Annotated in this window: 19 protein-coding genes; 14 read left to right on the plus strand and 5 right to left on the minus strand. The window is 58.1% G+C overall.

The window, feature by feature from the left end:
* Positions 1 to 82 precede the first annotated feature (82 nt).
* The 3 genes from JIO00_RS15020 to JIO00_RS15030 all read left to right on the plus strand — a co-directional run bounded on the left by JIO00_RS15020 (position 83) and on the right by JIO00_RS15030 (position 4,434).
* On the plus strand, positions 83 to 1,138 hold the full coding sequence (locus tag JIO00_RS15020; protein WP_200666119.1) for a tetratricopeptide repeat protein: 1,056 nt from the start codon (positions 83 to 85) through the stop codon (positions 1,136 to 1,138).
* 126 nt (positions 1,139 to 1,264) lie between these two features.
* Positions 1,265 to 2,767 (plus strand): ATPase domain-containing protein, encoded by a 1,503-nt coding sequence (locus JIO00_RS15025; protein ID WP_010460440.1) that lies wholly within the window; start codon positions 1,265 to 1,267, stop codon positions 2,765 to 2,767.
* 14 nt (positions 2,768 to 2,781) lie between these two features.
* Complete coding sequence (locus JIO00_RS15030) at positions 2,782 to 4,434, plus strand: ATP-binding protein (protein WP_186353662.1); 1,653 nt, start codon at positions 2,782 to 2,784, stop codon at positions 4,432 to 4,434.
* A 30-nt stretch (positions 4,435 to 4,464) separates the two neighbouring features.
* On the opposite strand, the gene JIO00_RS15035 is transcribed toward JIO00_RS15030, so the two are convergent.
* From JIO00_RS15035 to JIO00_RS15055, 5 genes are all read right to left on the minus strand, one after another.
* The gene (locus JIO00_RS15035) at positions 4,465 to 4,842 is read right to left on the minus strand and encodes a response regulator (protein ID WP_059405185.1); all 378 of its coding nucleotides are present in this window, start codon (positions 4,840 to 4,842) and stop codon (positions 4,465 to 4,467) included.
* 77 nt (positions 4,843 to 4,919) lie between these two features.
* On the minus strand, positions 4,920 to 6,101 hold the full coding sequence (locus JIO00_RS15040; protein ID WP_010460446.1) for a hybrid sensor histidine kinase/response regulator: 1,182 nt from the start codon (positions 6,099 to 6,101) through the stop codon (positions 4,920 to 4,922).
* Positions 6,095 to 6,688, minus strand: a complete 594-nt coding sequence (locus tag JIO00_RS15045) for a chemotaxis protein CheB (RefSeq protein ID WP_010460448.1) — start codon at positions 6,686 to 6,688, stop codon at positions 6,095 to 6,097. Before JIO00_RS15045 ends, JIO00_RS15040 begins: the two co-directional genes overlap by 7 nt.
* Positions 6,685 to 7,518, minus strand: a complete 834-nt coding sequence (locus JIO00_RS15050) for a CheR family methyltransferase (protein ID WP_010460449.1) — start codon at positions 7,516 to 7,518, stop codon at positions 6,685 to 6,687. The genes JIO00_RS15045 and JIO00_RS15050 overlap by 4 nt, the downstream gene beginning before the upstream one ends.
* A complete protein-coding gene (locus tag JIO00_RS15055; RefSeq protein ID WP_010460451.1) occupies positions 7,518 to 11,009 on the minus strand; it encodes a response regulator in 3,492 nt (1,163 codons plus the stop codon). The genes JIO00_RS15050 and JIO00_RS15055 overlap by 1 nt, the downstream gene beginning before the upstream one ends.
* A 258-nt stretch (positions 11,010 to 11,267) precedes the next feature.
* Between JIO00_RS15055 and JIO00_RS15060 the strand changes: the two genes are divergently transcribed.
* From JIO00_RS15060 to xylB, 11 genes are all read left to right on the plus strand, one after another.
* Complete coding sequence (locus tag JIO00_RS15060; protein WP_010460453.1) at positions 11,268 to 11,627, plus strand: response regulator; 360 nt, start codon at positions 11,268 to 11,270, stop codon at positions 11,625 to 11,627.
* 341 nt (positions 11,628 to 11,968) lie between these two features.
* Positions 11,969 to 13,261, plus strand: a complete 1,293-nt coding sequence (locus JIO00_RS15065; RefSeq protein ID WP_010460455.1) for a glycosyltransferase — start codon at positions 11,969 to 11,971, stop codon at positions 13,259 to 13,261.
* A gap of 148 nt (positions 13,262 to 13,409) precedes the next feature.
* Positions 13,410 to 14,276 (plus strand): phospholipase, encoded by an 867-nt coding sequence (locus JIO00_RS15070; RefSeq protein ID WP_200666121.1) that lies wholly within the window; start codon positions 13,410 to 13,412, stop codon positions 14,274 to 14,276.
* 189 nt (positions 14,277 to 14,465) lie between these two features.
* On the plus strand, positions 14,466 to 15,353 hold the full coding sequence (locus tag JIO00_RS15075; RefSeq protein ID WP_010460458.1) for a phospholipase: 888 nt from the start codon (positions 14,466 to 14,468) through the stop codon (positions 15,351 to 15,353).
* Positions 15,354 to 15,434: 81 nt separating this feature from the next.
* Positions 15,435 to 16,340 (plus strand): AraC family transcriptional regulator, encoded by a 906-nt coding sequence (locus JIO00_RS15080; RefSeq protein ID WP_077747836.1) that lies wholly within the window; start codon positions 15,435 to 15,437, stop codon positions 16,338 to 16,340.
* 296 nt (positions 16,341 to 16,636) lie between these two features.
* Positions 16,637 to 17,947 (plus strand): ABC transporter substrate-binding protein, encoded by a 1,311-nt coding sequence (locus tag JIO00_RS15085; protein WP_102593498.1) that lies wholly within the window; start codon positions 16,637 to 16,639, stop codon positions 17,945 to 17,947.
* Positions 17,948 to 18,129: 182 nt separating this feature from the next.
* Positions 18,130 to 19,056 (plus strand): carbohydrate ABC transporter permease, encoded by a 927-nt coding sequence (locus JIO00_RS15090; RefSeq protein ID WP_200666123.1) that lies wholly within the window; start codon positions 18,130 to 18,132, stop codon positions 19,054 to 19,056.
* 10 nt (positions 19,057 to 19,066) lie between these two features.
* Entirely contained in the window at positions 19,067 to 19,897 is an 831-nt protein-coding gene (locus JIO00_RS15095) for a carbohydrate ABC transporter permease (RefSeq protein WP_007936731.1), read from the plus strand.
* A gap of 159 nt (positions 19,898 to 20,056) precedes the next feature.
* Positions 20,057 to 21,160 (plus strand): ABC transporter ATP-binding protein, encoded by a 1,104-nt coding sequence (locus JIO00_RS15100; RefSeq protein WP_010460469.1) that lies wholly within the window; start codon positions 20,057 to 20,059, stop codon positions 21,158 to 21,160.
* A 15-nt stretch (positions 21,161 to 21,175) separates the two neighbouring features.
* Positions 21,176 to 22,648, plus strand: coding sequence for a mannitol dehydrogenase family protein (locus JIO00_RS15105; RefSeq protein WP_200666125.1), 1,473 nt, complete (start codon positions 21,176 to 21,178; stop codon positions 22,646 to 22,648).
* A gap of 158 nt (positions 22,649 to 22,806) precedes the next feature.
* Positions 22,807 to 24,303 carry a xylulokinase gene (xylB, locus tag JIO00_RS15110; protein WP_200666127.1) on the plus strand — a complete coding sequence of 499 codons (1,497 nt, stop codon included), beginning with the start codon at positions 22,807 to 22,809 and terminating at the stop codon, positions 24,301 to 24,303.
* Position 24,304: the final 1 nt, after the last annotated feature.

A 24,304-nucleotide genomic window follows, 5' to 3' on the forward strand; every position in this document is an offset into this window, starting at 1 on the left:
GGACTGAGTCAGGGTTTGACTCACACGCCCACCTGACCGAAGCTGACAGCTTTGCAAAAGCTGCCAGCCCCCGGATTCCTGCATGCCCCAGTCCCGCCGCTACTTGCTCATCAGCCTCTGTGTCCTGTTCGCCATCGCTCTTGCCTGGTTTTTCCTGCGCAGCACGACGCCCGTGGTGCCGGAAGCCATCAAGCGCGGCTATAGCGAAGCGTTGACCCAGGCACGTGCCGGGCAACCGGGGGCCGCACGGGTGCTCTACCAGCAGCTGGGTCGCCCTGACCTGTCGCCCAAGCGCCGTGTCTGGCTGCATGCCGAACTGCCGAACTACCCGAGCCCGCAAGCCTTGAAACTGGCGGATGCAGACCTGCAAAACCCGTCGGCCGACGTGCGCATCGCCGCCATCAAAAGCATTGGCGGACTGGTGCCCAGTGGGCAGCGCAGTTTGCTGATCGGACCATTACTCGACGACAGCGAACAAAGCGTCCGGTCTGCCGCGATCAACGCGCTGCTGGGTTTATCGCCGGATGACCTGGGCTTGTATTTCGGGCCGTTGCAGCAAGCCATCGATGCCTGGGAACGGGACCTGAAAAGTCTCCCGGAAAGCGCCGAAACCCAATACCAGCTGGCCCGTCTGCACTTGCACAATGCCGAACTGAAAGATGCGCAGCAGGCGCTGGAACGCACGCTGCAACTGGAGCCGGGCAATCTGCCTGCGTTGGTGATGCAGATTGAAGTGCTGGATAAACAAGGCCAAAGCGACGCAGCCCGGCAATTGCTGGCGAAACAGTTGAAGGCTCAACCCGACTCTGCCTACCTGCAACATGCCCTGGGGCTTTGGTTGCTGCATCACGGGCAAAGTGAATTTGCCCTGCTTGGGCTGTCCAAAGCGGTCGAGATAGAGCCGAACAACAAGGATTACCGCTACGACCTTGCGACTACGTTGCACGGTGAGCAAGAGCTGGAAGCGGCGCAGAAACAGTTGCAGGAAATCGTCCAGCGCCATCCGACGGATCGCAAGGCGCGTGTGCTGCTCATCAACTACTGGAAAGAAAGCGGACAATTGCAGAACGTGCAGATCCTTCTGGCGCAGCTGGAACAACTCAATCCAGACGATCCGGCGTTGCAGCAGGGTTTATAACGCCACTGATATCACACCGGCAAAAAGGTTGAACCGTCGCCACGGCAAAAGGTCAAGTGATCAGGCAGTCCATTCAGGCACTTCAAGCCTGCTGCCTCGCTTCCCCTAGTCATGAGAGGGTTTTTTTTGTCTACATCTAACGAGTTGTTCAGTGCAAAAGCCGCCACCGGCATCGACGGTCTGGATGACATCCTGGCCGGTGGATTGTCCCGCGGCCATGTGTTCTTGCTGGAGGGTGAACCCGGAACCGGCAAAACCACCGTCGCTTTGCATTTTCTGTTGGCCGGCGCCCGTGCCGGCGAGCGCTCGTTGTACATCACGCTTTCAGAAACCGAGCGCGAACTGCGCCAAGGGGCGTTGTCCCACGGTTGGGAGCTGGATGAAAACATCCACATCTTCGAACTCACACCGCCAGAAAGCCTGCTCAATGCCGAGCATCAGCAGAGTCTGCTTTACTCCTCGGACCTTGAACTGGGCGAAGCAACCAAACAGATTTTCGAAGTGGTCGAACGGGTCAAGCCGACCCGTGTGGTCCTCGACAGCCTTTCCGAAATCCGTTTGCTCGCCCAGAGTTCCCTGCGATATCGCCGGCAGATTCTGGCGATCAAGCACTACTTCGTGCGCTACGACGCAACCGTGCTGCTGCTCGATGACCTGACCACCGAATCCCTCGATAAAACCGTGCACAGCGTGGCGCACGGCGTGGTTCGTCTGGAAGAACTGACGCCCAACTACGGCGCCGAACGCCGGCGCATTCGTGTCGTGAAGTACCGCGGTCAAAAGTACCGTGGCGGTTTCCATGACTTCACCATCATGGGCGACGGTGTGCACGTGTTCCCTCGTCTGGTCGCCGCTGAACACCGCGGCGGTTATATCCGCCAGCAGTTGACCAGCGGCATCAAGGAAATGGACGCCCTGCTCGGCGGGGGCATCGAGACCGGTTCGAGCACGCTGATTCTCGGCCCGGCCGGTACCGGCAAGTCGCTGATCTCGATGATCTTCGCCGCCGCGGCCGTCGCCCGGGGTGAGAAAGCCGCGCTGTTTATCTTCGATGAAGAGCTGGGACTGCTGTTCGAACGCATGAAAAACATGGGCATCGACCTGCAGGCGCTGCAAGACACCGGCAACCTGCTGATCGAGCAAGTCGACGCCGCCGAACTGTCCCCCGGCGAGTTCTCGCACCGGGTTCGTCGTTGCGTCGATGAGCGCAACATCAAAACGGTGGTGATCGACAGCATCAACGGCTATCAGGCCGCAATGCCCGAGGAAAACGCGCTGGTGCTGCACATGCACGAGTTGCTGCTGTACCTCAATCGCCGAGGCGCCGCGACGTTCATGACCGTGGCCCAACATGGGCTGGTCGGGGACATGCAGGCCCCGGTCGACATTACTTATCTGGCTGACACGGTGATTCTGTTGCGCTACTTCGAAGCGGTAGGCAAGGTTCGCCGGGCCATTTCAATTATCAAGAAACGCACCGGCAGCCACGAATCGACCATTCGCGAATACCGCATCGGCAGCGCAGGCATGACCATCGGCGAGCCTTTGGATGCATTCCAGGGTGTATTGCGCGGCGTTCCAACCTATCTGGGTGCCAGCCAGCCACTGCTCAAGGATGATGAACGGTGAGCGTTGTCGAGGCGATGTCCGAGCGCGCGCTTATTCTCGCGCCGCTGGGACGTGACAGCCAGATTGCACTGATGATGCTTAACGAGGCGGGATTCGAAGGTCTTGTGACACGGGATCTGGTCACGCTGTGCAGCGAGCTGGCACAAGGTGCCGGCCTGTTGTTGATTTCTTCGGAAGCCTTGCTGGGTTGCGACCTCGAACCGCTGCTGGGCTTGATCGAGGAACAACCGGCCTGGTCAGACCTGCCGATCGTACTGTTGACCCACCACGGCGGGCCGGAACAAAACCCCGCGTCACGTCTCGGACCGCAATTGGGCAACGTGACCTTCCTCGAGCGCCCGTTTCATCCGGTCACATTGATCAGCCTGGTCACTACCGCATTGCGTGGGCGACGACGGCAGTATGAAGCCAGGGACCGGTTGATTGACCTGAGCCAAAGCGAACTGCGTCTGCAAAATACGCTGGAAACCCTCGAACAACAGGTCGAGGAACGTACCGCCCAACTGCGTCATAACGAAGAAGCCCTCAGACAGTCGCAGAAAATGGAGGCTGTCGGCCAACTCACCGGTGGTATCGCCCACGACTTCAACAACATGTTGACCGGCATCATCGGCAGCCTCGAGTTGCTACGTCGACGCCTGGCCCGAGGTCGCACCGATGACCTGGACGGCCTGATCGATCTGGGGGTGACCTCGGCCAATCGCGCGGCCGGTCTGACCCATCGTCTGCTGGCGTTTTCCCGACGCCAGTCGCTGGATTCAAAACCCGTGAATATGAATACCCTGGTGGTGTCCATGGGCGAACTCCTGCAGCGCAGCATCAACGAAAGCATTCAGCTGGACATGCAGTTGAGCGAGGACTTGTGGGTGGCCGAGGCCGATCCCAACCAGCTCGAAAGCGCCCTCCTCAACCTGGTGCTGAACGCCCGCGACGCCATGCCCGAAGGCGGGAAACTGGTGGTCAACACCTCGAATCAGCATCTGGACAAAGGTTTCACGCAGGTTCACAGCAACCTGCAACCGGGTGATTACGTCGTGCTGCGCGTGACCGACACTGGCTGCGGCATGCCGGAAGGCACCATCACCAGAGCCTTTGATCCGTTCTTCACGACCAAACCGATCGGCCAGGGCACCGGTTTGGGCTTGTCGATGATTTACGGTTTCAGCAAGCAATCCCACGGCCACGTCACCATCGAGAGTGAAGTGGGCAACGGTACGACGGTGAGCCTGTATCTTCCGCGCTACAACGGTGCGCTAGTCGAGGACACGCTGATCGACATCGCACACGCGCCTCATGCTCAGGACGGAGAAACCGTGCTGATCGTTGAGGATGATCCGGCGGTACGGGTGTTGGTCAGCGCGGTACTGAGTGAGTTGGGCTACGCCTTCGTCGAAGCAGGCGATGCCGACAGCGCGGTGCCGATTCTCGATTCCGGCCAGCGTATCGATTTGTTGATCAGCGATGTGGGATTGCCAGGGATGAATGGCCGGCAACTGGCGGAAATCGGTCGGCAGTACCGGCCTGATCTGAAAGTATTGTTCATTACCGGTTATGCCGAACACGCGGCAGTGCGCGGTGGATTCCTTGACCCGGGCATGCAGATGATCACTAAGCCGTTCACCTTCGACCTGTTGACGGCCAAGGTGCGGGAGATGATCCGAATCTGAAAGCCCCCATGACGGGGGCTTCGGGGCTATTTACGACAGCATTTCCTGCATCAGCTCTTGCAACACGTCCAGATCGAACGGCTTGCCGAGGATCGGCGCCTTGCGCGTGATCGGGCTGTCGGTCTCGCGGATCTCCTGCGGATAACCGCTGATAAATATCACTTTGAGCTCTGGTCGCAGCTTTACGGCAGGCTCGGCGATCTGCACGCCGGAGATGCCGCCAGGCAGGCGAAAATCAGTGATCATCATGTCCAGGTGCGGCTTGCTCGCCAATATTTCGAAGGCCTGCTCGCCGTTTTCGGCCTGCAGCACCCGGTAACCCTCACCCGACAAGTAAGCGGACAATACCATCAGAATCGAGGGGTCATCCTCGACAATGAGTACTACATCTTGTGCATCTTCACTCATGGGAAGCCTTTGTTCGGTCAATAGCTGCTGATACGACCATGGGGTCGATCAGAGGTTGCGTTTATCCGGCTGTTTTCCTACAACGGCAGACAAACGCGAAATAAGGCGCCCTCGTTGATCTTGCTCTCGACGGCGATGGATCCGCCATGGGCGGCGACGATCTGCTCGGAAATAAACAGCCCCAGTCCCAGCCCCGCGACCACGGTTTTGGCTGACACCCGTTCGAACTGTTGAAAAATGCGCTTCTGGTTTTCTTCACTGATACCGATCCCGCGGTCCTGCACTTCGACCCGTGCCTGACCCTCGTGACTGTAGACCCTGACATCAATCAGGCTCTTGCCACCATAACGCAAGGCGTTGGTCAGCAGATTTGAAATCACTTGTTCGATACGAAATTCGTCCCAGTTGCCGACCACTGGCTGCTCGGCGGTAAACGCAACGGAACACTCGGCGGCGTCAACTTGCGGCGCGAAGTTTTGCAGCAGGTTGCTGACCAACTGCACGAGGTCAAATCTGGTCGAGCGGATCGACAACTTGCCGGTGCGGATGCGTGACACATCCAACATGTCTTCAATGAGACGGATCAGGCTTTTGATCTGCCGCTCGTCACGGTCGACCATGGCGTGCATCTTGTCGAGGGTGAACGCCGACGCGTTGTCCCGGGCCAGGTGCATCTTGCGCAGCTGGGTTTCGAGGATCAGGCCATTGAGCGGCGTGCGGACTTCGTGGGCGACGATCGACATGAAGTCATCGCGCATGCGCACCGCTTGCTCCAGTTCATTCTGGGTGGTCTGCAACTGCTTGAGCAGCGCTTCCTGCTCGCGGCGAGCCTGCTCCAGCTCTTCAACCTGTTGCTTCATCGCCTTGCTTTGGCGGTAGAGGTCGACGAAGACGTTGACCTTGCTTTTGACGGCGTGAATATCCAGTGGCTTGTGCAGGAAGTCCACGGCCCCGCTTTCGTAACCCTTGAACGCGTAGTTCAGCTCGCGGCCCGCGGCACTGACAAACACAATCGGGATGTTCTTGGTCTTCTCTGTACCGCGCATCAACTCGGCCAGTTCAAAGCCGTTCATGCCCGGCATCTGTACGTCGAGAATGGCCATGGCGAATTCGTGTTGCAGCAGCAACGACAAGGCTTCGTCGGCGGACAAGGCTTTGTAGACCATGCGGTCTTCACGCTTGATCAGCGCCTCAAGTGCCAGCAGGTTCTCCGGCAGATCGTCGACAATCAGCAATTTGGCTTGGATGTTACTTAGCATGCTATTCGTTCCAGCTCGACAAGCAGACGGCCGATGCCGCGTATTGGGAGAATGTGGTCAGGGCAGTGCAAATCCAGCGCCGCCCGAGGCATGGTCGCGACCTGGGCTTCGTCCGGGTCCTGCACGATGGTCAGGCCGCCACAACGTTTGACCCGCGCCAATCCGTGTGCGCCATCACGGTTCGCGCCAGTCAGCAGCACGGCCGCCAGGCCTGGGCCATAGACATCGGCCGCCGACTCGAACAGAAAATCAATGGAAGGCCGCGAGTAATGCACGCGATCCTCAAGGCTCAGGGAAAAACTGCGGTCCTGCTCCACTGACAAGTGATAGCCCGGAGTGGCGAAATACAACGTTCCGGCTGCCACATCAATTTTGTCGCCAGCTTCCTCGACAGGCATGCAAACCCGGCGGGCAAAGACTTCGGCCAGTTGGCTGCGCCGCTCGTCGGGCAGGTGCAGGACTACGATGATCGGCAGCATGAAACCTTTACGCAACGGACTGAGAATGTTGAGCAATGCCTCCACCCCACCGGCCGAAGCGCCGATCACGATAGCTTCTATCGAAGGCAAATCCGCTGCATTGTTCATGATTTACGGTAAATCCGTTCTTGTTTGACCAAGGGCGAAAACTGGTTGCCGAAGGCGGAAAAATCCGGGGTTTCCTTACTGCCCAGCACCAGGAATCCCCGGTGACAAAGGGATTCATGGAACAAACCGAACGCGCGATCCTGAAGCTTTTTATTGAAATAAATCAAAACATTACGGCACGAAATCAATTGCGTTTCTGAAAAGACGCTGTCCGTCGCCAGGCTGTGATCGGCGAACGTCACGTTCTCACACAACGTCTTGTCGAAAATCGCGTAGCCATACGCCGCCGTATAGTAGTCGGCGAACGAACGCTGGCCACCGGCCTGCTGGTAGTTGTGAGTGTAGGCGCGGACATTCTCCATGGAGAAAATCCCCTGTTTGGCCTTCTCCAGCGAGCGCGGATTGATATCGGTGGCGTAGATGATCGTGCGATCGAGCAAGCCTTCTTCGCGCAGCAGAATTGCCATCGAATAGACTTCTTCACCCGTGCTGCAACCTGCGATCCAGATCTTGATCGACGGATAGGTCTTGAGCAGTGGCACGACTTCCTTGCGGATCGCGAGGAAATGCGAAGGATCGCGAAACATTTCGCTGACCGGGATCGTCAGCAATTGCAGCAACTGCATGAACGCGGTCGGATCGTGCAGCACCTTTTCTTGCAGGGCCGAAATGGTATTGCACTCGAATTGCGCCAACGCATGATTGACCCGGCGCTTGATCGAAGCGCCGGAATAATCGCGAAAGTCGTAGCTGTACTTGAGGTAGATCGCCTCGATCAACAACCGCAATTCGATCTCGCTGTTACGCGCCACTGTTTCAATGCGTTCCACTAAATGCGTTCCATCTTCGGTAACCACACGCGAATCAGCGAAAACAGGCGATCCAGGTCAATGGGCTTGGCCAGGTAATCGTTGGAGCCGGCTTGCAGGCAGCGCTCCTGATCGTCCTTCATGGCCTTGGCCGTCACCGCAATGATGGGCAGCTTGCGCCAGCGCGGGTCCTTGCGGATCTCGATGGTGGCTTCGAAACCGTCCATCTCCGGCATCATCACGTCCATCAACACCAGATCGATGTCCTCGACTTCATTCAGTTTTTCAATCGCCTCACGACCGTTCCGGCCGATGACCACGACTGCACCCTTTTGCTCCAAAGCGCTGGTCAGGGCGAAGATGTTGCGTACATCGTCGTCCACCAGCAGCACTTTGCGGCCTTCGAAGACCTTGTCGCGGCTGCGCGCGGTCTTGAGCATCCGTTGGCGTTCATGGGACAACCTGGATTCGACTTTGTGCAGAAAGAGTGTGACCTCATCCAGCAAACGCTCGGGTGAGCGAGCGCCTTTGATGATGATCGAGCGCGAGTACTTGCGCAGGTCAGCCTCTTCGTCCCGGGTCAGGTTGCGTCCGGTGTAAACGATGACCGGCGGGAACGAGCAGATATCTTCGGTGGACATGCGCTTGAGCAGATCGTTGCCGAGCATGTCCGGCAGCTTCAGGTCGATGATCATGCAATCGAAAATGGTCGTGCGCAGCAGGTCGAGCGCTTCCTGGGCGAAGCCGACGGCGGTGATTTCAATGTCCTCGTCGCCGATCAGGCGAGCAATGCTGTCGCGTTGCAAATCATCGTCTTCGACCAGCAGCACCCGTTTGACCTTCTGGGTCAGCTTGGCCTCGAGGCGGGCAAACACGTCCTTGAGTTCTTCGCGAGTGGTCGGCTTGACCGCATAACCGATCGCGCCCATGTGCATGGCCGCCTCGACCCGATCTTCCACCGAAATCACATGCACCGGAATGTGGCGGGTTTCGGCATGTTCTTTCAGACGCTGCAATACGGTCAGCCCGGAATGGTCCGGCAGGCGCATGTCCAGCAAAATGGCGTCGGGAATGAACTCCTTGGCCAGGTCGTAGCCTTCATCGGCCCCGTGAGCGACCAGGCACTGGTAACCCAGTTCGTGGGCCAGATCGTAGAGAATGTTTGCAAAATTCGGCTCATCTTCCACCACCAGGATGCAACGGGTGGTGAATGGCGCCTTGCTGCGGTCATCATCGAAACGTGGAATGTCGACTTCGGCAATCAGCGGCACCAGCGCGGGCGTTGTCACCCTAGGTTTTGCGGCGACCGGGGTAGCCTGCATCGGCGCGAGGGGCGCATCACCCGGTTCTACGTATTGCTGCGGCAGCACGAGGGTGAACACACTGCCCTGCCCCGGCTCGCTGGTGACGCTGATCGAACCGCCCAGCAACGCCGCCAGATCGCGGGAAATCGACAGGCCTAGCCCCGTGCCGCCATAACGGCGATTGGTGGTGCCGTCGGCCTGGCGGAAGGCTTCGAAAATGCTGTCCTGCTGGTCGGCGGCGATGCCGATCCCGGAATCGCGGACGATAAAGGCGATGCCGTCGTTCGGCTGGGACGCCACCGTGAGGCTGACGATGCCTTTTTCGGTAAATTTCACCGCGTTCGACAGCAGATTCTTAACGACTTGCTCCAGACGCTGGCGGTCGGTGAACAGCATCATCGGCGAACCGGGCTGCACGTCGACCTCGAACTCCAGCTTCTTGTCAGCGGCCATCGGCTCGAACATTCCGCGCAGTCCGTCCACCAGACGCGCAACGCTGGTGTTCTCGGGGCGCATTTCCAGCTTGCCGGCCTCGACCTTGGAAATATCCAGAATGTCATTGATCAGATTGAGCAAGTCATTGCCGGCGGAGTAGATCGACTCGGCGAACTTCACCTGCTCGGCGCTGAGATTTTCCTGAGGGTTTTCCGCCAGCAACTTGGCCAGGATCAGCGAACTGTTCAACGGCGTGCGCAGTTCGTGGGACATGTTGGCGAGGAACTCGGACTTGTACTTGCTCGAGCGCTGCAATTCTTCGGCGCGCTCTTCAAGCTGGGCCTGGGCCTGGTTGAGCTCGGTGTTCTTCAAGTCCATCGCATCACGCTGATCGGCCAGAATCTGTGCCTGATCGGCGAGTTGTTCGTTGGTCTGCTCCAACTCGACTTGCTGGGTTTCCAGGTGAGCCTGGGACTCCTTGAGAATCCGCGATTGCTCTTCGAGCTCTTCGTTGGCGGTCTTGAGTTCTTCTTGCTGAACTTGCAGCTCTTCGTTGAGCTGCTGGGTTTCGGCCAGCACTTCCTGCAAACGCTGACGGTAGCGAGCGGCCTCGATTGACGTGCCGATGTTGCCGGCGATCAGCTCGAGCAATTCGACGTCGCGGTCGTCCAAGGGGCGCAGGAAACCCAACTCGATCACGCCATTAACCCGATCATCGTCGCTGGTGGGCACCACGAGCACGCTACGCGGCAGGCCTTCGCCCAGACCGGAGCTGACTTTGAAATAGTCGCTTGGCACGTCATCGAGACGGATCAGGCGAGCCTGTTGCGCCACCTGGCCGGCAATCCCTTCATCGCTGTAGATCTGCTGGTCGCGCTCTTCCTGCTCGCGAGAAAAACCGTAGGACGCTATTCGTCTGAGGCCGCCATGTTCTTCGCGCACATAAATAGCAGCGACCGCAGTGCCCAGATATTGCGCGCAGAACTGCAGGATGTTGCGCCCCAACAGATTCAGGGACAGTTGCCCCAGCACCTGCTCGGCCAGTTCGGTCTGGCCGTTGCGCAGCCACGCTTGCTGTTCCAGGCGCCGGGCGCTGGCCTGTTGTGCGGCGAGGTTGGCGCTATAGCTTTGGGACAGGTTGAGCAAATCGCGACGACCGATATAGGCCAGCAAACCGCTGATGCCGAGGATGAACAGCAGGTAAAGGGAGATGCTCCAGATCGTGGTGCGGCGCACTTCCTCGTTGCGCGTGGTGCGCAACTGCTGCTCCATGTCGATCACGTCTTCGAATTGCTTGCGGATTTCGTCGGTCAGCCGTTTGCCCTGCCCAGCTTTGACAGCACCGCGATAATCACCGTTGGTGCGCTGCAACTCGATCATGGATTGCGCATAGTTGGCCCACTCAACCTGCAAGGCCTGGAGTCGGCGCAGACGATCGGTCTGAACCGGATTGTCGGCCGTGAGCTCGAGCAAAGTATTGAGCGCGACCGCGATTCTCGGCTTGGCCGTTTCGTAAGGGTCGAGAAAATGCTCATCGCCGCTGAGCAGAAAGCCGCGCATCCCCGTTTCCAGATCAACGGTCAGTTTCACCGCCTCATTGGCGTTATTGATCACCCGGTCGGTGTGCTCGACCCACTGGATTACCGACAGCAGGTAAGTGATCAGCGAGACAAAGAACACCGCGCTGAGCACACCAACGCCCAACGGCAGACTGATGTTGCGGCTCAGGAGTTTACGGAATCGTTGCTCATCAACCGAAGACGCAGGGGTCATGGGGAGGCCTTGTCGAACTGTTCAAAACCAGGGAGTTTGCCCCAAAACGGGCACATTGATCCAACTTTCTGCGGCCGATCCGGGCAAATACCCGCATTTAGCTGCGATCGATCTAAGGAGCGGTTATCCTGCCGTCTCTTGTACAGCTATTCTTTTTTGCACAACGCCGGGAACTTGTCGGGATCTGCCACTTACTCATGATAGAGCCCGGCGATTTCGATCGACCTGCGACCCTGAATTTACCTTGAGAGCCCTCTTATGTCCTCCACCCCGTCCACCATCCTGGTAGTAGAAGACGATGACATCGTGCGCATGCTGATCGTCGATGTACTGGAGGAACTGGACTACAAGGTCCTTGAGGCCGATGGCAGCAAAAAGGCGCTGGAGTTTCTAAACGATGAGGACCAGCACATCGATTTGATGATGACCGATGTGGGTTTGCCGGATATGGATGGCAGAGAACTGGCGAAACAGGCGCGGATGCTGCGTCATGAATTGCCGATCCTGTTCGCCAGCGGTTATGCCGAGAGCATCGAGCTCCCTGCGGGCATGCAAGTGATCGGCAAGCCGTTTTCGATTGATAAGTTGCGCGACAAGGTCAAAGGCATGCTTGCTTAATCATTCATTACATTTTCTTAGGCGCACTTTTTCCAAAAAATGGTTTGCCGTATCAACGGCAAACCTTAGCTGCCTATAAATGATCCTGCTGCACTTGAGCAATCAATGCGCCTTCCCTGTTTATTGAAACAATCCATCACACTAACAACCTTGCTACCGGACCTGTGCGGATAAACCTGAGCACGTTTTCCATAGCCTTAGCCTGCCCACCACCGGTTGCACAGGCCGCCCTGGATGGCAGAACATTCCATCGACGTCGTGATCCCTTGCGGCCAGATATGGTTAAATCCCGCGCCTCTCGCGTCACTCAGCCCTCATCCCGAGTCAAGGAAATACCGTTCATGAATCAGCCCCGCGCAACCAAAGTCCTCGTCATTGGTTACGTCTGGCCCGAGCCCCGCTCTTCGGCCGCCAGTGGGCATGTGATGCAGATTCTGGATACGTTTCTGAAACAAGGCTGGGATATTACCTTCAGCAGTCCGGCCGGTACCGGTGAACATCGCGCGGATCTGACGGCGCTAGGCATTCGCGAAGTCCCGATCGAATTGAACAACAGCAGTTTCGACGACTTCGTCAGCCAACTGGCCCCGGATATCGTGCTGTTTGATCAATTCATGATGGAAGAGCAATTCGGCTGGCGTGTCGAGAAACACTGCCCCGCCGCCTTGCGAGTGCTTGAAACTTCGGATCTGCAAAGCCTGCGGCACGCCCGACATCAGCGTCTCAAGGATCGCTTGAAGACCAGCGACGATAACAATGATTTCACTGACCTGTTCGCACCGGCATTGCGCGAAGAGTTTGACTTGATGGCCGATACCGATCTGGCCAAACGGGAAATGGCCGCGCTGTATCGTTGCGATTTGAACCTGATGATCTCTGAAGTGGAAATCGAGTTGCTGGTCGAGCAGTTCAAGATGCCGCGCAATTTGCTGCACTGGTGCCCGTTGATGGTCGAACCGCCGAGCGTGCCGGCGGCTGCCTTTGAAGATCGGGCGCACTTTCTCAGCATCGGTAACTTTCGACATGCGCCGAACTGGGATGCGGTGCTCTGGATGAAAACGGCGATCTGGCCGTTGATCCGCGAACAACTACCCGGCGCCCAACTGCACATCTATGGCGCTTACACGCCGCCCAAGGCCACTGCGCTGCATAACGCGGCCCAAGGGTTCCATGTCATGAACTGGGCGGAAGACGCCTTGCAAGTGATGTCGGCGGCGCGCGTGTGCCTGGCACCGCTACGTTTCGGCGCGGGCATCAAGGGCAAGATCATCGACGCCATGCTGTGTGGCACGCCTACAGTCACAACGCCTATCGGCGCAGAAGCAATGCACGGCCAGCATCCCTGGCCTGGCGCCGTGGCCCGGACGGCACGGGAGTTCGCCGATGATGCGGTGCGGTTGTACAAGGATGAAGCACTCTGGACGGACGCCCAATCCAGAGGGCAGGTGTTGTTGGCCAATCGTTATAGACAAGCCGAACATGGCCCGGCACTTATCGAAAAGTTAATAGACTGCCGACAACGTCTTGCCCAACTTAGAACGGATAACTTTACCGGCAGCATGCTGCGTCATCACCACCATAAAAGTACGCAGTATATGGCGCAATGGATTGAAGCAAAAAACCGCACTCACTAACTATCGACACTATCGCTACACACTTTGCATTGTCACGCTTATTGACCCCTTCCACACCCCACCTTATAAACAACTCGCCGGATTAGATTCAGACAAACTTATCCGGCGGCTTTTATCTAACTTACCACTTGATGCAAGGATGCATTAAATGACTACCATTGTTCAAAACAACCTGACACTTAACGACTGGATGGCCAGCACGCCGGCCATTGACACGTTGTCACTCTGCGAATTGACCCTGCCGGGCACCCATAACGCTGGCAGCGACTGGAAAGCCTCTTGGCCGCTTATTCCAGGCGCCCACTGGCTGGCTTGTCAGCACCAATCGTTTTACTCGCAACTGTGCAAAGGCTCTCGAGCGTTGGATATCAGACTCGTATTTGACGCCAAGGAACCGGGGCTTGGAAAATTCCGAATGCATCACAACGGCTACCGCAACAATCGTACCTTGGGGAACTTGTTTACCGACCTGAGGCAGTTTCTTGACGAGAACCCCGATGAATTCATTGTCCTGGACTTCCACGAACTAAAAGGGGATGCGTTTGATTACACTTTTTTCAACAACATGATGATCCATCTTATGGGGCACCTGATAATTCCCACTCGAAACCGTTCTCTGAGCCTGCATCAACTCAAGCAAATCAGTTCTGAGCAAAGGCTCCTGGTCGCGGCCCCTGGGCATTGGCAGCTTGATCGAAACGTGTTCCTTGAACAGATTGAACACCAATGGTCTGGCAGCGGCATCACAAGCGCCGCCGATCTGCAGAAGCACATTACGAGCGTCCTGACCTACCCGCCAGGCACATGGGCACCATGGTCGCTCTCGGCAGCGAGTTACAGCGCCCTCGGTGGCCCCGTGGATATTCATGATGAACTCAATGCCTGGTTCGACCCCGAAAAAAGTGATTGGGCGGCAAAGTGCAACATCATCAATGTTGACTTCATTGAAGAGTCGCAAATTGTTTCCTACTGCCGAACCGCAAACGTGTATAAAGCCGCCAAACGAGCCAACTAATCGGCGTGCCATTAAACGGCCATCTATGTGTAACTGTTTCCATGACTGGAAATCCTCTTACTCACTTCTATGCTGGGTCATGAAAGCCTTTCTGCGCAGGGCGATCAACACAGGTGTGGCGTGCAGCCAACTCTGATACATGAACTTCGTCGCCCCACGGAGGGGGCGCGTCAACGACAAGGAACTGTCATGACCCAAAACACAGCGGGCACGTTAGACAAACAAAAGTGGATGAGTAACGTCCTGGATATCCATCGATTAAAACTGACCGATATCGTCTGGCCGGGCGCCCATAACGCCGGCATGGATAAACAGGCACCCAATTATGATGTTGTTATCGGCAACTGGACAACGTGTCAAAACGGTTCATTTGCCTGGCAACTGTCCAACGGTGCCCGGGCCTTTGATATCCGCTTGGGTTACACCGAGGGCGCGGACCAGTCGATTTTCTATTTTCACCACAACGGATACCAGTCCCATCGGGTCCTCGATGAACTGATGACAGACGTGTCAGCGTTCCTTGACCGCAATCCCGATGAGTTCATCGTGCTGGATTTCCACCAACTCGCGGATGGGTCCAAACCCTTTGATTATCAGAAACTCAACGATCTTCTGGTGAGTCGACTCGGGCAGCGAGTGATCCCCCCCGGCGACGCTGAAAAAACCATCGGCGAACTGAAGCGGATCAGTTCTCGCCGCCGGGTGGTGTTGGCGGCGCATGGACGGCGGGAACTGGATGAGGATTACTTCTGGCCGCGCATCCCACACAAGTGGATAAACAAACGGTTTACCGATACCGAGGATCTGCAAAACCATGTTTCCAGCGCACTCGAAGACGCGCCGTACGAAACGTTTCTATGGTCGTTATCAGCCACCAGCTACGCGTTTCTGGGAGGGCCTCAGGACATCAAAACCCAGATCAATGACTGGTTCAATCCCACCCGGGACTGGGTCACACGCTGCAGCATCATCAATACCGACTTTTTCGACGAATCAGAGATCGTTCGTTATTGCTGGACGGCCAACAGCATGAAAGCGGTTTACGGCCATGCGTTGCATGAGCGGACTCCGGGCTGACACACGGGACGTTGCACACTGGCATTAGGGGCCTGGAAAGAGGCATGATCAGGGCGCAATGATAATAAAAAGCGCCCTGACATGACCCGAACCGCAAGAGTCACAGATCCTTCCTACGAACTGATGGACGACCACAACGGGTTGTCGATCATCTATCGCCAGCATGGATTCCCCTGCCCGTTGGTGCGGTGGCATTTCCACAAGGAATACGAACTGCACCTGATCGTCGCCAGTTCCGGCAAGGTGTTCATCGGCGATTACATTGGCAACTTCTACCCGGAAACCCTGTTCTTGACCGGCCCGAATCTGCCTCACAACTGGATCAGCCAGGTGGCCGAAGACGAGGTAGTGCCCAAGCGCGACATGCTGGTCAACTTCACGGATGAATTGTTCGAGAGCGGTCATCAGGTATTCGCAGAACTGAAGACCCTTGCGCCACTGCTGGAGCGCGCGCAGTACGGCATCGAATTTCGTTGCAAGCGCACCATCCGCCAGGCCATGACGTTGATGCAACGCATCGCCGACACTAAAGGCGTCACCCGGCTCGGGCACTTTTTCATACTGCTGGAGCTGCTCGCGGCTTCTGACGATTTTCAGTTGCTGTCGGGTGCCACCACGCCGCAACTGGCGGATGAACACAATATCGATCGCACCAACCGGGCGGTGGATTACATTTTTGCGCATTACGCCCGGGACCTGCCGCTCGAGGAAGTCGCCGAGCATTTAGGCATGAAGCCAACGTATTTCAGCCGGGTGTTCAAGCAAGCCACCGGGCGCTGCTTCATCGAGTTCGTCAATCGCCTGCGCATCAGCAAATCCTGCGAGTTGCTGGCCGATGGCGACAAACCGGTGACCGATGTGTGTTTCGAATCGGGTTTCAACAATATTTCCAACTTCAATCGGCGGTTCCAACAGCTCAAGGGCATGACGCCCTCGCATTACCGGCGGCTGGCGGTACAGCGGCTGACCGAACAGAATCTGGCCTGAACGTCTTGGTCATAGGGCGTTTTGGGCCATACGCCATACCTGTAGGAGCGCGAGGCTTGCCCGCGAATGGGCCGGAAAACCTGTACAAAATCGATGACTGTTCACCTCTGTGAAGCCTGTCCTTGTATCTCCCCCCATTAATCCCAGTGCAAAAAAGTATCGATTCAAGTGCGACGGATGATTTGTCACATCCTCAATTGAAGGCTGTAATCAGTGCACATTCTTCCTGCCCTCGGAAGACACAAAAACAATAACTGTCCTTCTGTCCCCCATCGGGTGCAGAAAAGGAGTGCACGATGCAACCTTCTGTAAAAGCTCTGCTTGCCCTCACCTGCATGACCCTCAGCAGCGTCAGTCTTGGCGCTCAGACGCTGACCATCGCCACCGTCAACAACAGCGACATGATCCGCATGCAAAAGCTCTCGAAAACCTTCGAGGCCGAGCATCCGGACATCAAGCTCAATTGGGTGGTGTTGGAAGAAAACGTCCTGCGCCAACGCCTGACCACTGACATCGCCACCCAGGGCGGGCAGTTCGACGTGCTGACCATTGGCATGTACGAAGCCGCACTCTGGGGCGCCAAGGGCTGGCTGGAGCCGATGAAGGATCTGCCGGCCACCTACGCCCTCGACGATGTGTTCCCTTCGGTGCGTGAAGGCCTTTCGGTCAAGGGCTCGCTCTACGCCCTGCCGTTTTACGCGGAAAGCTCCATCACCTATTACCGCACCGACCTGTTCAAGGACGCCGGGCTGACCATGCCCGAGCGCCCGACCTGGACCCAGATCGGCGAATTCGCCAGCAAGCTCACCAATAAAGACAAAGAACAGTACGGCATCTGCCTGCGTGGCAAGGCCGGTTGGGGCGAGAACATGGCGCTGATCACCACCGTCGCCAATGCCTATGGGGCACGCTGGTTTGATGAGCAGTGGAAGCCGGAATTCACTGGCCCCGAGTGGAAAAACGCCTTGAATTTCTACGTCGACACCATGAAGAAATCCGGCCCGCCGGGTGCCTCCAGTAACGGCTTCAACGAAAACCTTGCGTTGTTCAACAGCGGCAAGTGCGCGATCTGGGTGGACGCCAGCGTTGCCGGTTCCTTCGTCACCGACAAAACCCAAAGCAAGGTCAGCGAGCACGTTGGCTTTACTTATGCGCCGCATGAGACCACCGACAAAGGTTCAGCCTGGTTGTATTCCTGGGCGCTGGCGATCCCGACCAGTTCCAAGGCCAAGGACGCGGCGAAAACCTTCAGTGCCTGGGCTACCTCCAAGGAATACGGCGCATTGGTTGCCGAAAAAGACGGCATCGCCAACGTGCCGCCCGGCACTCGGGCCTCGACCTACAGCGAGGCTTACATGAGCGCCGCACCGTTTGCCAAGGTCACGCTGGAATCGCTGAAAGCGGCGGACCCGAGCAAACCGACCCTCAAACCGGTGCCTTACATCGGCATCCAGTTGGTGACTATTCCTGAATTCCAGGCGGTGGGCACCCAGGTCGGCAAGTTGTTCTCGGCGGCGCTGATTGGCCAGACCACGGTCGACCAGGCACTGACGGCGGCCCAGCAAACCACCGAACGTGAGATGAAACGCGCCGGTTATCCCAAATAACCCCTAGCCATCCAATTTGTGGCGAGGGCGCTTGCTCCCGCTGGGCTGCCTAGCGGCCCCAAATCCGGGAAACGCGATTCATCAGACAGACCGCATTTTCCGGATTTACGACTGCTTCGCAGCCGAGCGGGAGCAAGCTCCCTCGCCACAGGGTCTCGCCGCATTTCGAGCAAGTGATCGCCATGAATATTTCAACTGCCAAAGCTCACATGGACATCCCCCAACCGGTGCGTAAAAGCCGATTGGCCAATCCCGGCTGGTTTCTGGTCAGCCCCTCGGTGGCGTTGTTGCTGCTGTGGATGATCGTGCCGCTGGGCATGACCGTTTACTTTTCAATGATCCGCTACAACCTTCTCTATCCCGGCGAAAACGAATTCGTCGGGCTGGAGAACTTCACCTACTTCCTGACTGACTCCGGGTTCATGCCCGGCGCCACCAACACCCTGTTGCTGGTCGGCAGCGTGCTGCTAATCAGCGTGATACTGGGCGTGCTGATCAGTGCCTTGCTGGAGGCCAGCGAATTCCTCGGTCGCGGCATCGTGCGGGTGATGCTGATCTCGCCGTTTTTCATCATGCCCACCGTCGGTGCGCTGATCTGGAAGAACCTGATTTTCCATCCGGTGTCGGGGATTCTCGCCTACGTCTGGAAGCTGTTCGGCGCACAGCCGGTGGACTGGCTGGCGCACTACCCGCTGCTGTCCATCATCATTATCGTGTCCTGGCAATGGCTGCCCTTCGCGATCCTGATCCTGATGACCGCCATGCAGTCCCTAGACCAGGAACAGAAAGAAGCCGCACGCCTCGACGGGGCTGGGCCGATCGCGATCTTCTGGCACCTGACCCTGCCGCACCTGGCACGGCCGATTGCGGTGGTGGTGATGATCGAAACCATCTTCCTGCTCTCGGTGTTCGCCGAAATCTTTACCACCACCAACGGCGGTCCCGGCTATGCCTCGACCAACCTTGCGTACCTGATCTACAACCAGGCACTGGTGCAGTTCGACGTCGGCATGGCGTCCGCCGGCGGCTTGATCGCGGTGGTGATCGCCAACATCGCGGCCATCGTTCTGGTACGGATGATCGGCAAAAACCTGACAGACAAAGCCTGAGGCCTGCGCCATGACTCTTCAACAATCCCGCCGCCTGCAAAGCCTGCTGCTCGGCACTCTGGCCTGGGCCATCGCGATCCTGATCTTCTTCCCGATTTTCTGGATGGTGTTGACCAGTTTCAAAACCGAAATCGACGCCTTCGCCACGCCGCCGCAGTTCATCTTCACGCCGACGCTGGAGAACTACCTGCACATCAACGAGCGCAGCGATTACTTCAGCTTCGCCTGGAACTCGGTGGTGATTTCGTTCAGCGCTACGGCTCTGTGCCTGCTGATCGCGGTGCCGGCGGCCTACTCCATGGCGTTCTACGAAACCCAGCGCACCAAAGGCACGCTGCTGTGGATGCTCTCCACCAAGATGCTGCCGCCGGTGGGCGTGCTGATGCCGATCTACCTGTTGGCCAAGAGCTTCGGCTTGCTCGATACGCGCATCGCGCTGATTGTGATCTACACGCTGATCAACCTGCCGATCGTTGTCTGGATGATTTACACCTACTTCAAGGACATCCCCAAAGACATCCTCGAAGCCGCGCGCCTCGACGGTGCCACGCTTTGGCAGGAAATGGTCCGGGTGCTGCTGCCGATCGCCAAGGGAGGCCTGGCCTCCACCGTGCTGCTGTCGCTGATCCTGTGCTGGAACGAAGCGTTCTGGTCGCTGAACCTGACCTCGTCGAAAGCCGCGCCACTGACCGCGTTGATCGCTTCGTACTCCAGCCCCGAAGGCCTGTTCTGGGCCAAGTTGTCGGCGGTGTCGACCCTGGCCTGCGCGCCGATCCTGATTTTCGGCTGGATCAGCCAGAAACAACTGGTCCGCGGCCTGTCGTTTGGCGCTGTGAAATGACCTGCCGACATGCAAATCCCTGTGGGAGCGAGGCTGCTCGCGATGAGGGAGTGTCATGCAGCATTAATGCATCTGGCACACCGCAATCACGAGCAGGCTCGCTCCCACAGAAAAGCCCGCCCGGCTCAACTGAATAACAACACGTGGAGGCCCATCATCATGGCCAACCTGAAAATCAAGAATCTGCAAAAAGGCTTCGAAGGCTTTTCCATCATCAAAGGCATCGACCTGGAAGTGAACGACAAGGAATTCGTGGTCTTCGTCGGCCCGTCGGGCTGCGGCAAATCCACCCTGCTGCGCCTGATCGCCGGCTTGGAAGAAGTCAGCGACGGCACCATTGAACTCGATGGCCGCGACATCACCGAAGTCAGTCCGGCCAAACGCGACCTGGCGATGGTGTTCCAGACCTACGCCCTGTACCCGCACATGACCGTGAAAAAGAACATGTCGTTCGCCCTTGATCTGGCCGGCGTACCGAAGGCTGAAGTCGAGAAGAAAGTCGGTGAAGCGGCGCGCATCCTCGAGCTGGGGCCAATGCTTGAGCGCAAGCCCAAGCAACTCTCCGGCGGCCAGCGTCAACGTGTCGCAATCGGCCGCGCCATCGTGCGCAACCCGAAAATCTTCCTGTTCGACGAACCGCTGTCCAACCTCGACGCCGCGCTTCGCGTGCAGATGCGCCTGGAACTGTTGCGCCTGCACAAAGACCTGCAAGCGACGATGATCTACGTGACCCACGATCAGGTCGAAGCGATGACCATGGCCGACAAAGTGGTCGTCCTCAACGGCGGCAAAATCGAGCAAGTCGGCTCGCCGCTGGACTTGTACCACCAGCCAGCCAACCTGTTTGTCGCCGGGTTCCTCGGCACGCCGAAAATGGGTTTCCTCAAAGGCAAAGTCACCCGAGTCGAGAGCCAAAGCTGTGAAGTCCTGCTGGACGCCGGCACCCGCATCACCCTGCCGCTGAGCGGTGCCCAACTGAACGTCGGCGGCGCGGTGACCCTGGGCATTCGTCCGGAGCACCTCAACCTCGCACAAACCGGCGACTGCACCTTGCAGGTCACCGCCGACGTCAGCGAACGCCTGGGCAGCGACACCTTCTGCCACGTCGTCACCGCTTCCGGCGAAGCGTTGACCATGCGCGTTCGTGGCGACCTCGCCAGCCGTTACGGCGAAGCCTTGAGCCTGCACCTGGACGCCGAACACTGCCATTTATTCGATGCCGACGGCGTGGCGCTCACCCGCCCGCTGCGTGCAGCGGCCTGATTTAGAGAGCCTGTGATGAAACTCAACCAACAGAACCTCAACCGCCTTGCGCCCGAAGTGGCCCTGCCCGCCTACGCCCTGAGCGATACGCGCCAAGGCATCGCCCACATCGGCGTCGGAGGTTTTCACCGTGCCCATCAGGCGTATTACACCGACGCCTTGATGAATACCGGAGAAGGCCTGGACTGGGCGATTTGCGGGGTCGGCCTGCGCGCCGAAGACCGTCGCGCCCGGGACGATCTGAAAGAGCAGGATTACCTCTTCACCCTGTTCGAACTGGGCGACACCGACGACACTGAAGTACGGGTCATCGGCGCGATTCGCGACATGCTGTTGGCCGAAGACGGCGCGCAGGTGTTGATCGACAAGCTCGCCAGCCCAGAGATCCGCATCGTCTCGCTGACCATCACCGAAGGCGGTTATTGCATCGACGACAGCAACGGCGAGTTCATGGCGCACCTGCCGCAAATCCAGCACGACCTGGCCAACCCGAACGCACCGAAAACCGTGTTCGGCTTCCTCTGCGCCGCGCTGGCCAAACGTCGCGCCGCCGGCACGCCGGCCTTCACCTTGATGTCCTGCGATAACCTGCCGCACAACGGCGCCGTCACCCGCAAAGCCTTGTTGGCCTTCGCCGCGTTGCGCGATGCCGATCTGCGTGACTGGATCGCCAACAGCGTGAGCTTCCCCAACGCGATGGTCGACCGCATCACGCCAATGACCAGCACCGAACACAAGCTGCAACTGCACGACAAACATGGCGTCGACGACGCCTGGCCGGTGGTCTGCGAACCCTTTGTGCAGTGGGTGTTGGAAGACAAGTTCGTCAACGGGCGTCCGGCTTGGGAAAAGGTCGGCGTGCAATTCACCGACGATGTCACTCCGTATGAAGAGATGAAGATCAAACTGCTCAACGGCAGTCATTTGGCCCTGACGTATCTGGGGTTTCTGAAGGGTTATCGCTTCGTGCACGAGACCATGAATGATCCGCTGTTTGTGCGCTACATGCGTGCCTACATGGACCTGGACGTCACCCCGCAACTGTCGCCCGTGCCGGGCATTGACCTGACGGATTACAAGAACACGCTGGTGGCGCGTTTCTCCAATCAGGCCATCGCCGATCAGCTGGAGCGTGTGTGTTCGGACGGCTCGTCGAAGTTTCCCAAGTTCACCATTCCAACCATTAATCGCCTGATTGCCGATGGCCAGGAGACCAAGCGTGCCGCGCTGGTGGTGGCAGCCTGGGCGTTGTATTTGAAGGGGGTGGATGAGAATGGAGATACCTACTCGATTCCCGATCCGCGGGCGGCGTTCTGCCAGGCCTTGGTGGCCGATGATGCGTTAATGACCCAGCGGTTGCTGCAGGTTGAGGAGATCTTTGGTACGGCGATTCCCCGTTCTCCGGCGTTTGTGGCGGCGTTTGAATGGTGCTGTAACAGCTTGCGGGAGGTGGGTGTGACGCGGACGCTGGAGCGGGTGCTGGCGTAAATGTGGCGGTGACAATGCTGCCGTCTTCGCGAGCAGGCTCGCTCCCACATTGGATCGTTGTCGAACATGACTAAACATCTCCTGTGGCAGCGGGCTTACCCGCGATGACGGACTGACCGACAACCTAAATGTCGAACCTGACGATCCAAGGACCTTCGATGGCAAACCAACAATTATTCCTCGGCATTGACTGCGGCACCCAAGGCACCAAAGCCGTGATCCTAGACGCCCACACTGGCCAGGTCCTGGGCCAGGGCGCCGCTGTGCACAGCTTGATCAGCGGCGCCAACGGTCGCCGCGAGCAAGACACCGGCCAGTGGCTCGAAGCGTTCACCCTGGCCACCCGCCGTGCGTTACTCGCGGCGAAAGTCGACGGTCAGGACATCCTTGGCCTCGGCGTCTCCGGACAGCAACACGGCCTGGTATTGCTCGATGACCAAGGTCAGGTGCTGCGTCCGGCGAAGCTTTGGTGCGACACCGAATCCACCCCGGAAAATGACCGTCTCCTGGCTCAACTCGGTGGCGAAAAGGGTTCACTTGAGCGTCTGGGTGTGGTCATCGCGCCCGGCTACACCGTTTCCAAACTGCTGTGGACCAAAGAACAGCACCCGGACATTTTCGCCCGGATCGCCCACATCCTCCTGCCCCACGACTACCTGAACCACTGGCTCACCGGCCGCAGTTGCAGCGAGTACGGCGACGCGTCAGGCACCGGCTATTTCAACGTGCGGACCCGCCAATGGGATTTGCAGTTGCTGCGCGACATCGACCCGAGCGGACGCCTGCAAGCCGCGTTACCGGAGTTGATCGATGCGCATCAAGCCGTCGGCACGATCCTGCCCGGCATCGCCGAACAGCTTGGCATCAACCCGCAGGCGCTGGTCTCCAGCGGGGGCGGCGACAACATGATGGGTGCGATCGGCACCGGCAATATCAAGCCCGGTGCGATCACCATGAGCCTCGGCTCTTCGGGGACGGTGTACGCCTATGCTGACCAGCCGAAAGTCAGCCCGGATGCTTCGGTCGCCACGTTCTGCTCGTCCAGCGGTGGCTGGCTGCCGTTGATCTGCACCATGAACCTGACCAACGTCACGGGGGTCATTCGCGAGCTGTTCGCCCTTGATATCGAACACTTCAACGATTTGGTCGAGCAGGCGCCCATCGGTGCCGAAGGCGTGTGCATGCTGCCGTTCCTCAATGGCGAGCGCGTCCCCGCCCTGCCCCATGCCACCGGCAGCCTGCTGGGCTTGACCATGACCAACCTGACCCAGGCCAACCTGTGCCGCGCAGTCGTCGAAGGCACGACCTTCGGTTTGCGATATGGACTGGACCTGCTGCGCCAGAATGGCTTACAAAGCCGCAGCATTTGCCTGATCGGCGGCGGCTCGAAAAGCCCGGTGTGGCGCCAGATCGTCGCCGACATCATGAACACCCCGGTGATCTGTACCGAGCAGAGCGAAGCGGCAGCCCTGGGCGCAGCGATTCAGGCGGCGTGGTGCAAGTCCAGGGCAAACGGCCACGAGGACAGTCTGGCGGACCTTTGCGAGCGTTGTGTAAAGCTCGATCTGGCCAGTGAAACCTTGCCGATTGCCGACAATGTGGCGGCCTGTCAGCAGGCCTATGAACGTTATCAACAACATGTCGCAACCCTTTAAA

The organism is Pseudomonas sp. SW-3 (genome assembly GCF_016615645.1).
GTDB lineage: Bacteria > Pseudomonadota > Gammaproteobacteria > Pseudomonadales > Pseudomonadaceae > Aquipseudomonas > Aquipseudomonas mandelii.

What these genes read in the sequence shown, in the direction of transcription:
- JIO00_RS15065 (WP_010460455.1), top strand. Translation starts at nt 11,969, where the DNA reads ATGAATCAGCCCCGCGCAACCAAAGTCCTCGTCATTGGTTACGTCTGG.
- JIO00_RS15070 (WP_200666121.1), top strand. Translation starts at nt 13,410, where the DNA reads ATGACTACCATTGTTCAAAACAACCTGACACTTAACGACTGGATGGCC.
- xylB (WP_200666127.1), top strand. Translation starts at nt 22,807, where the DNA reads ATGGCAAACCAACAATTATTCCTCGGCATTGACTGCGGCACCCAAGGC.
- JIO00_RS15095 (WP_007936731.1), top strand. Translation starts at nt 19,067, where the DNA reads ATGACTCTTCAACAATCCCGCCGCCTGCAAAGCCTGCTGCTCGGCACT.
- JIO00_RS15105 (WP_200666125.1), top strand. Translation starts at nt 21,176, where the DNA reads ATGAAACTCAACCAACAGAACCTCAACCGCCTTGCGCCCGAAGTGGCC.
- JIO00_RS15035 (WP_059405185.1), bottom strand. Translation starts at nt 4,842, where the DNA reads ATGAGTGAAGATGCACAAGATGTAGTACTCATTGTCGAGGATGACCCC.
- JIO00_RS15060 (WP_010460453.1), top strand. Translation starts at nt 11,268, where the DNA reads ATGTCCTCCACCCCGTCCACCATCCTGGTAGTAGAAGACGATGACATC.
- JIO00_RS15055 (WP_010460451.1), bottom strand. Translation starts at nt 11,009, where the DNA reads ATGACCCCTGCGTCTTCGGTTGATGAGCAACGATTCCGTAAACTCCTG.
- JIO00_RS15085 (WP_102593498.1), top strand. Translation starts at nt 16,637, where the DNA reads ATGCAACCTTCTGTAAAAGCTCTGCTTGCCCTCACCTGCATGACCCTC.
- JIO00_RS15100 (WP_010460469.1), top strand. Translation starts at nt 20,057, where the DNA reads ATGGCCAACCTGAAAATCAAGAATCTGCAAAAAGGCTTCGAAGGCTTT.
- JIO00_RS15090 (WP_200666123.1), top strand. Translation starts at nt 18,130, where the DNA reads ATGAATATTTCAACTGCCAAAGCTCACATGGACATCCCCCAACCGGTG.
- JIO00_RS15075 (WP_010460458.1), top strand. Translation starts at nt 14,466, where the DNA reads ATGACCCAAAACACAGCGGGCACGTTAGACAAACAAAAGTGGATGAGT.
- JIO00_RS15020 (WP_200666119.1), top strand. Translation starts at nt 83, where the DNA reads ATGCCCCAGTCCCGCCGCTACTTGCTCATCAGCCTCTGTGTCCTGTTC.
- JIO00_RS15045 (WP_010460448.1), bottom strand. Translation starts at nt 6,688, where the DNA reads ATGAACAATGCAGCGGATTTGCCTTCGATAGAAGCTATCGTGATCGGC.
- JIO00_RS15080 (WP_077747836.1), top strand. Translation starts at nt 15,435, where the DNA reads ATGACCCGAACCGCAAGAGTCACAGATCCTTCCTACGAACTGATGGAC.
- JIO00_RS15040 (WP_010460446.1), bottom strand. Translation starts at nt 6,101, where the DNA reads ATGCTAAGTAACATCCAAGCCAAATTGCTGATTGTCGACGATCTGCCG.
- JIO00_RS15030 (WP_186353662.1), top strand. Translation starts at nt 2,782, where the DNA reads ATGTCCGAGCGCGCGCTTATTCTCGCGCCGCTGGGACGTGACAGCCAG.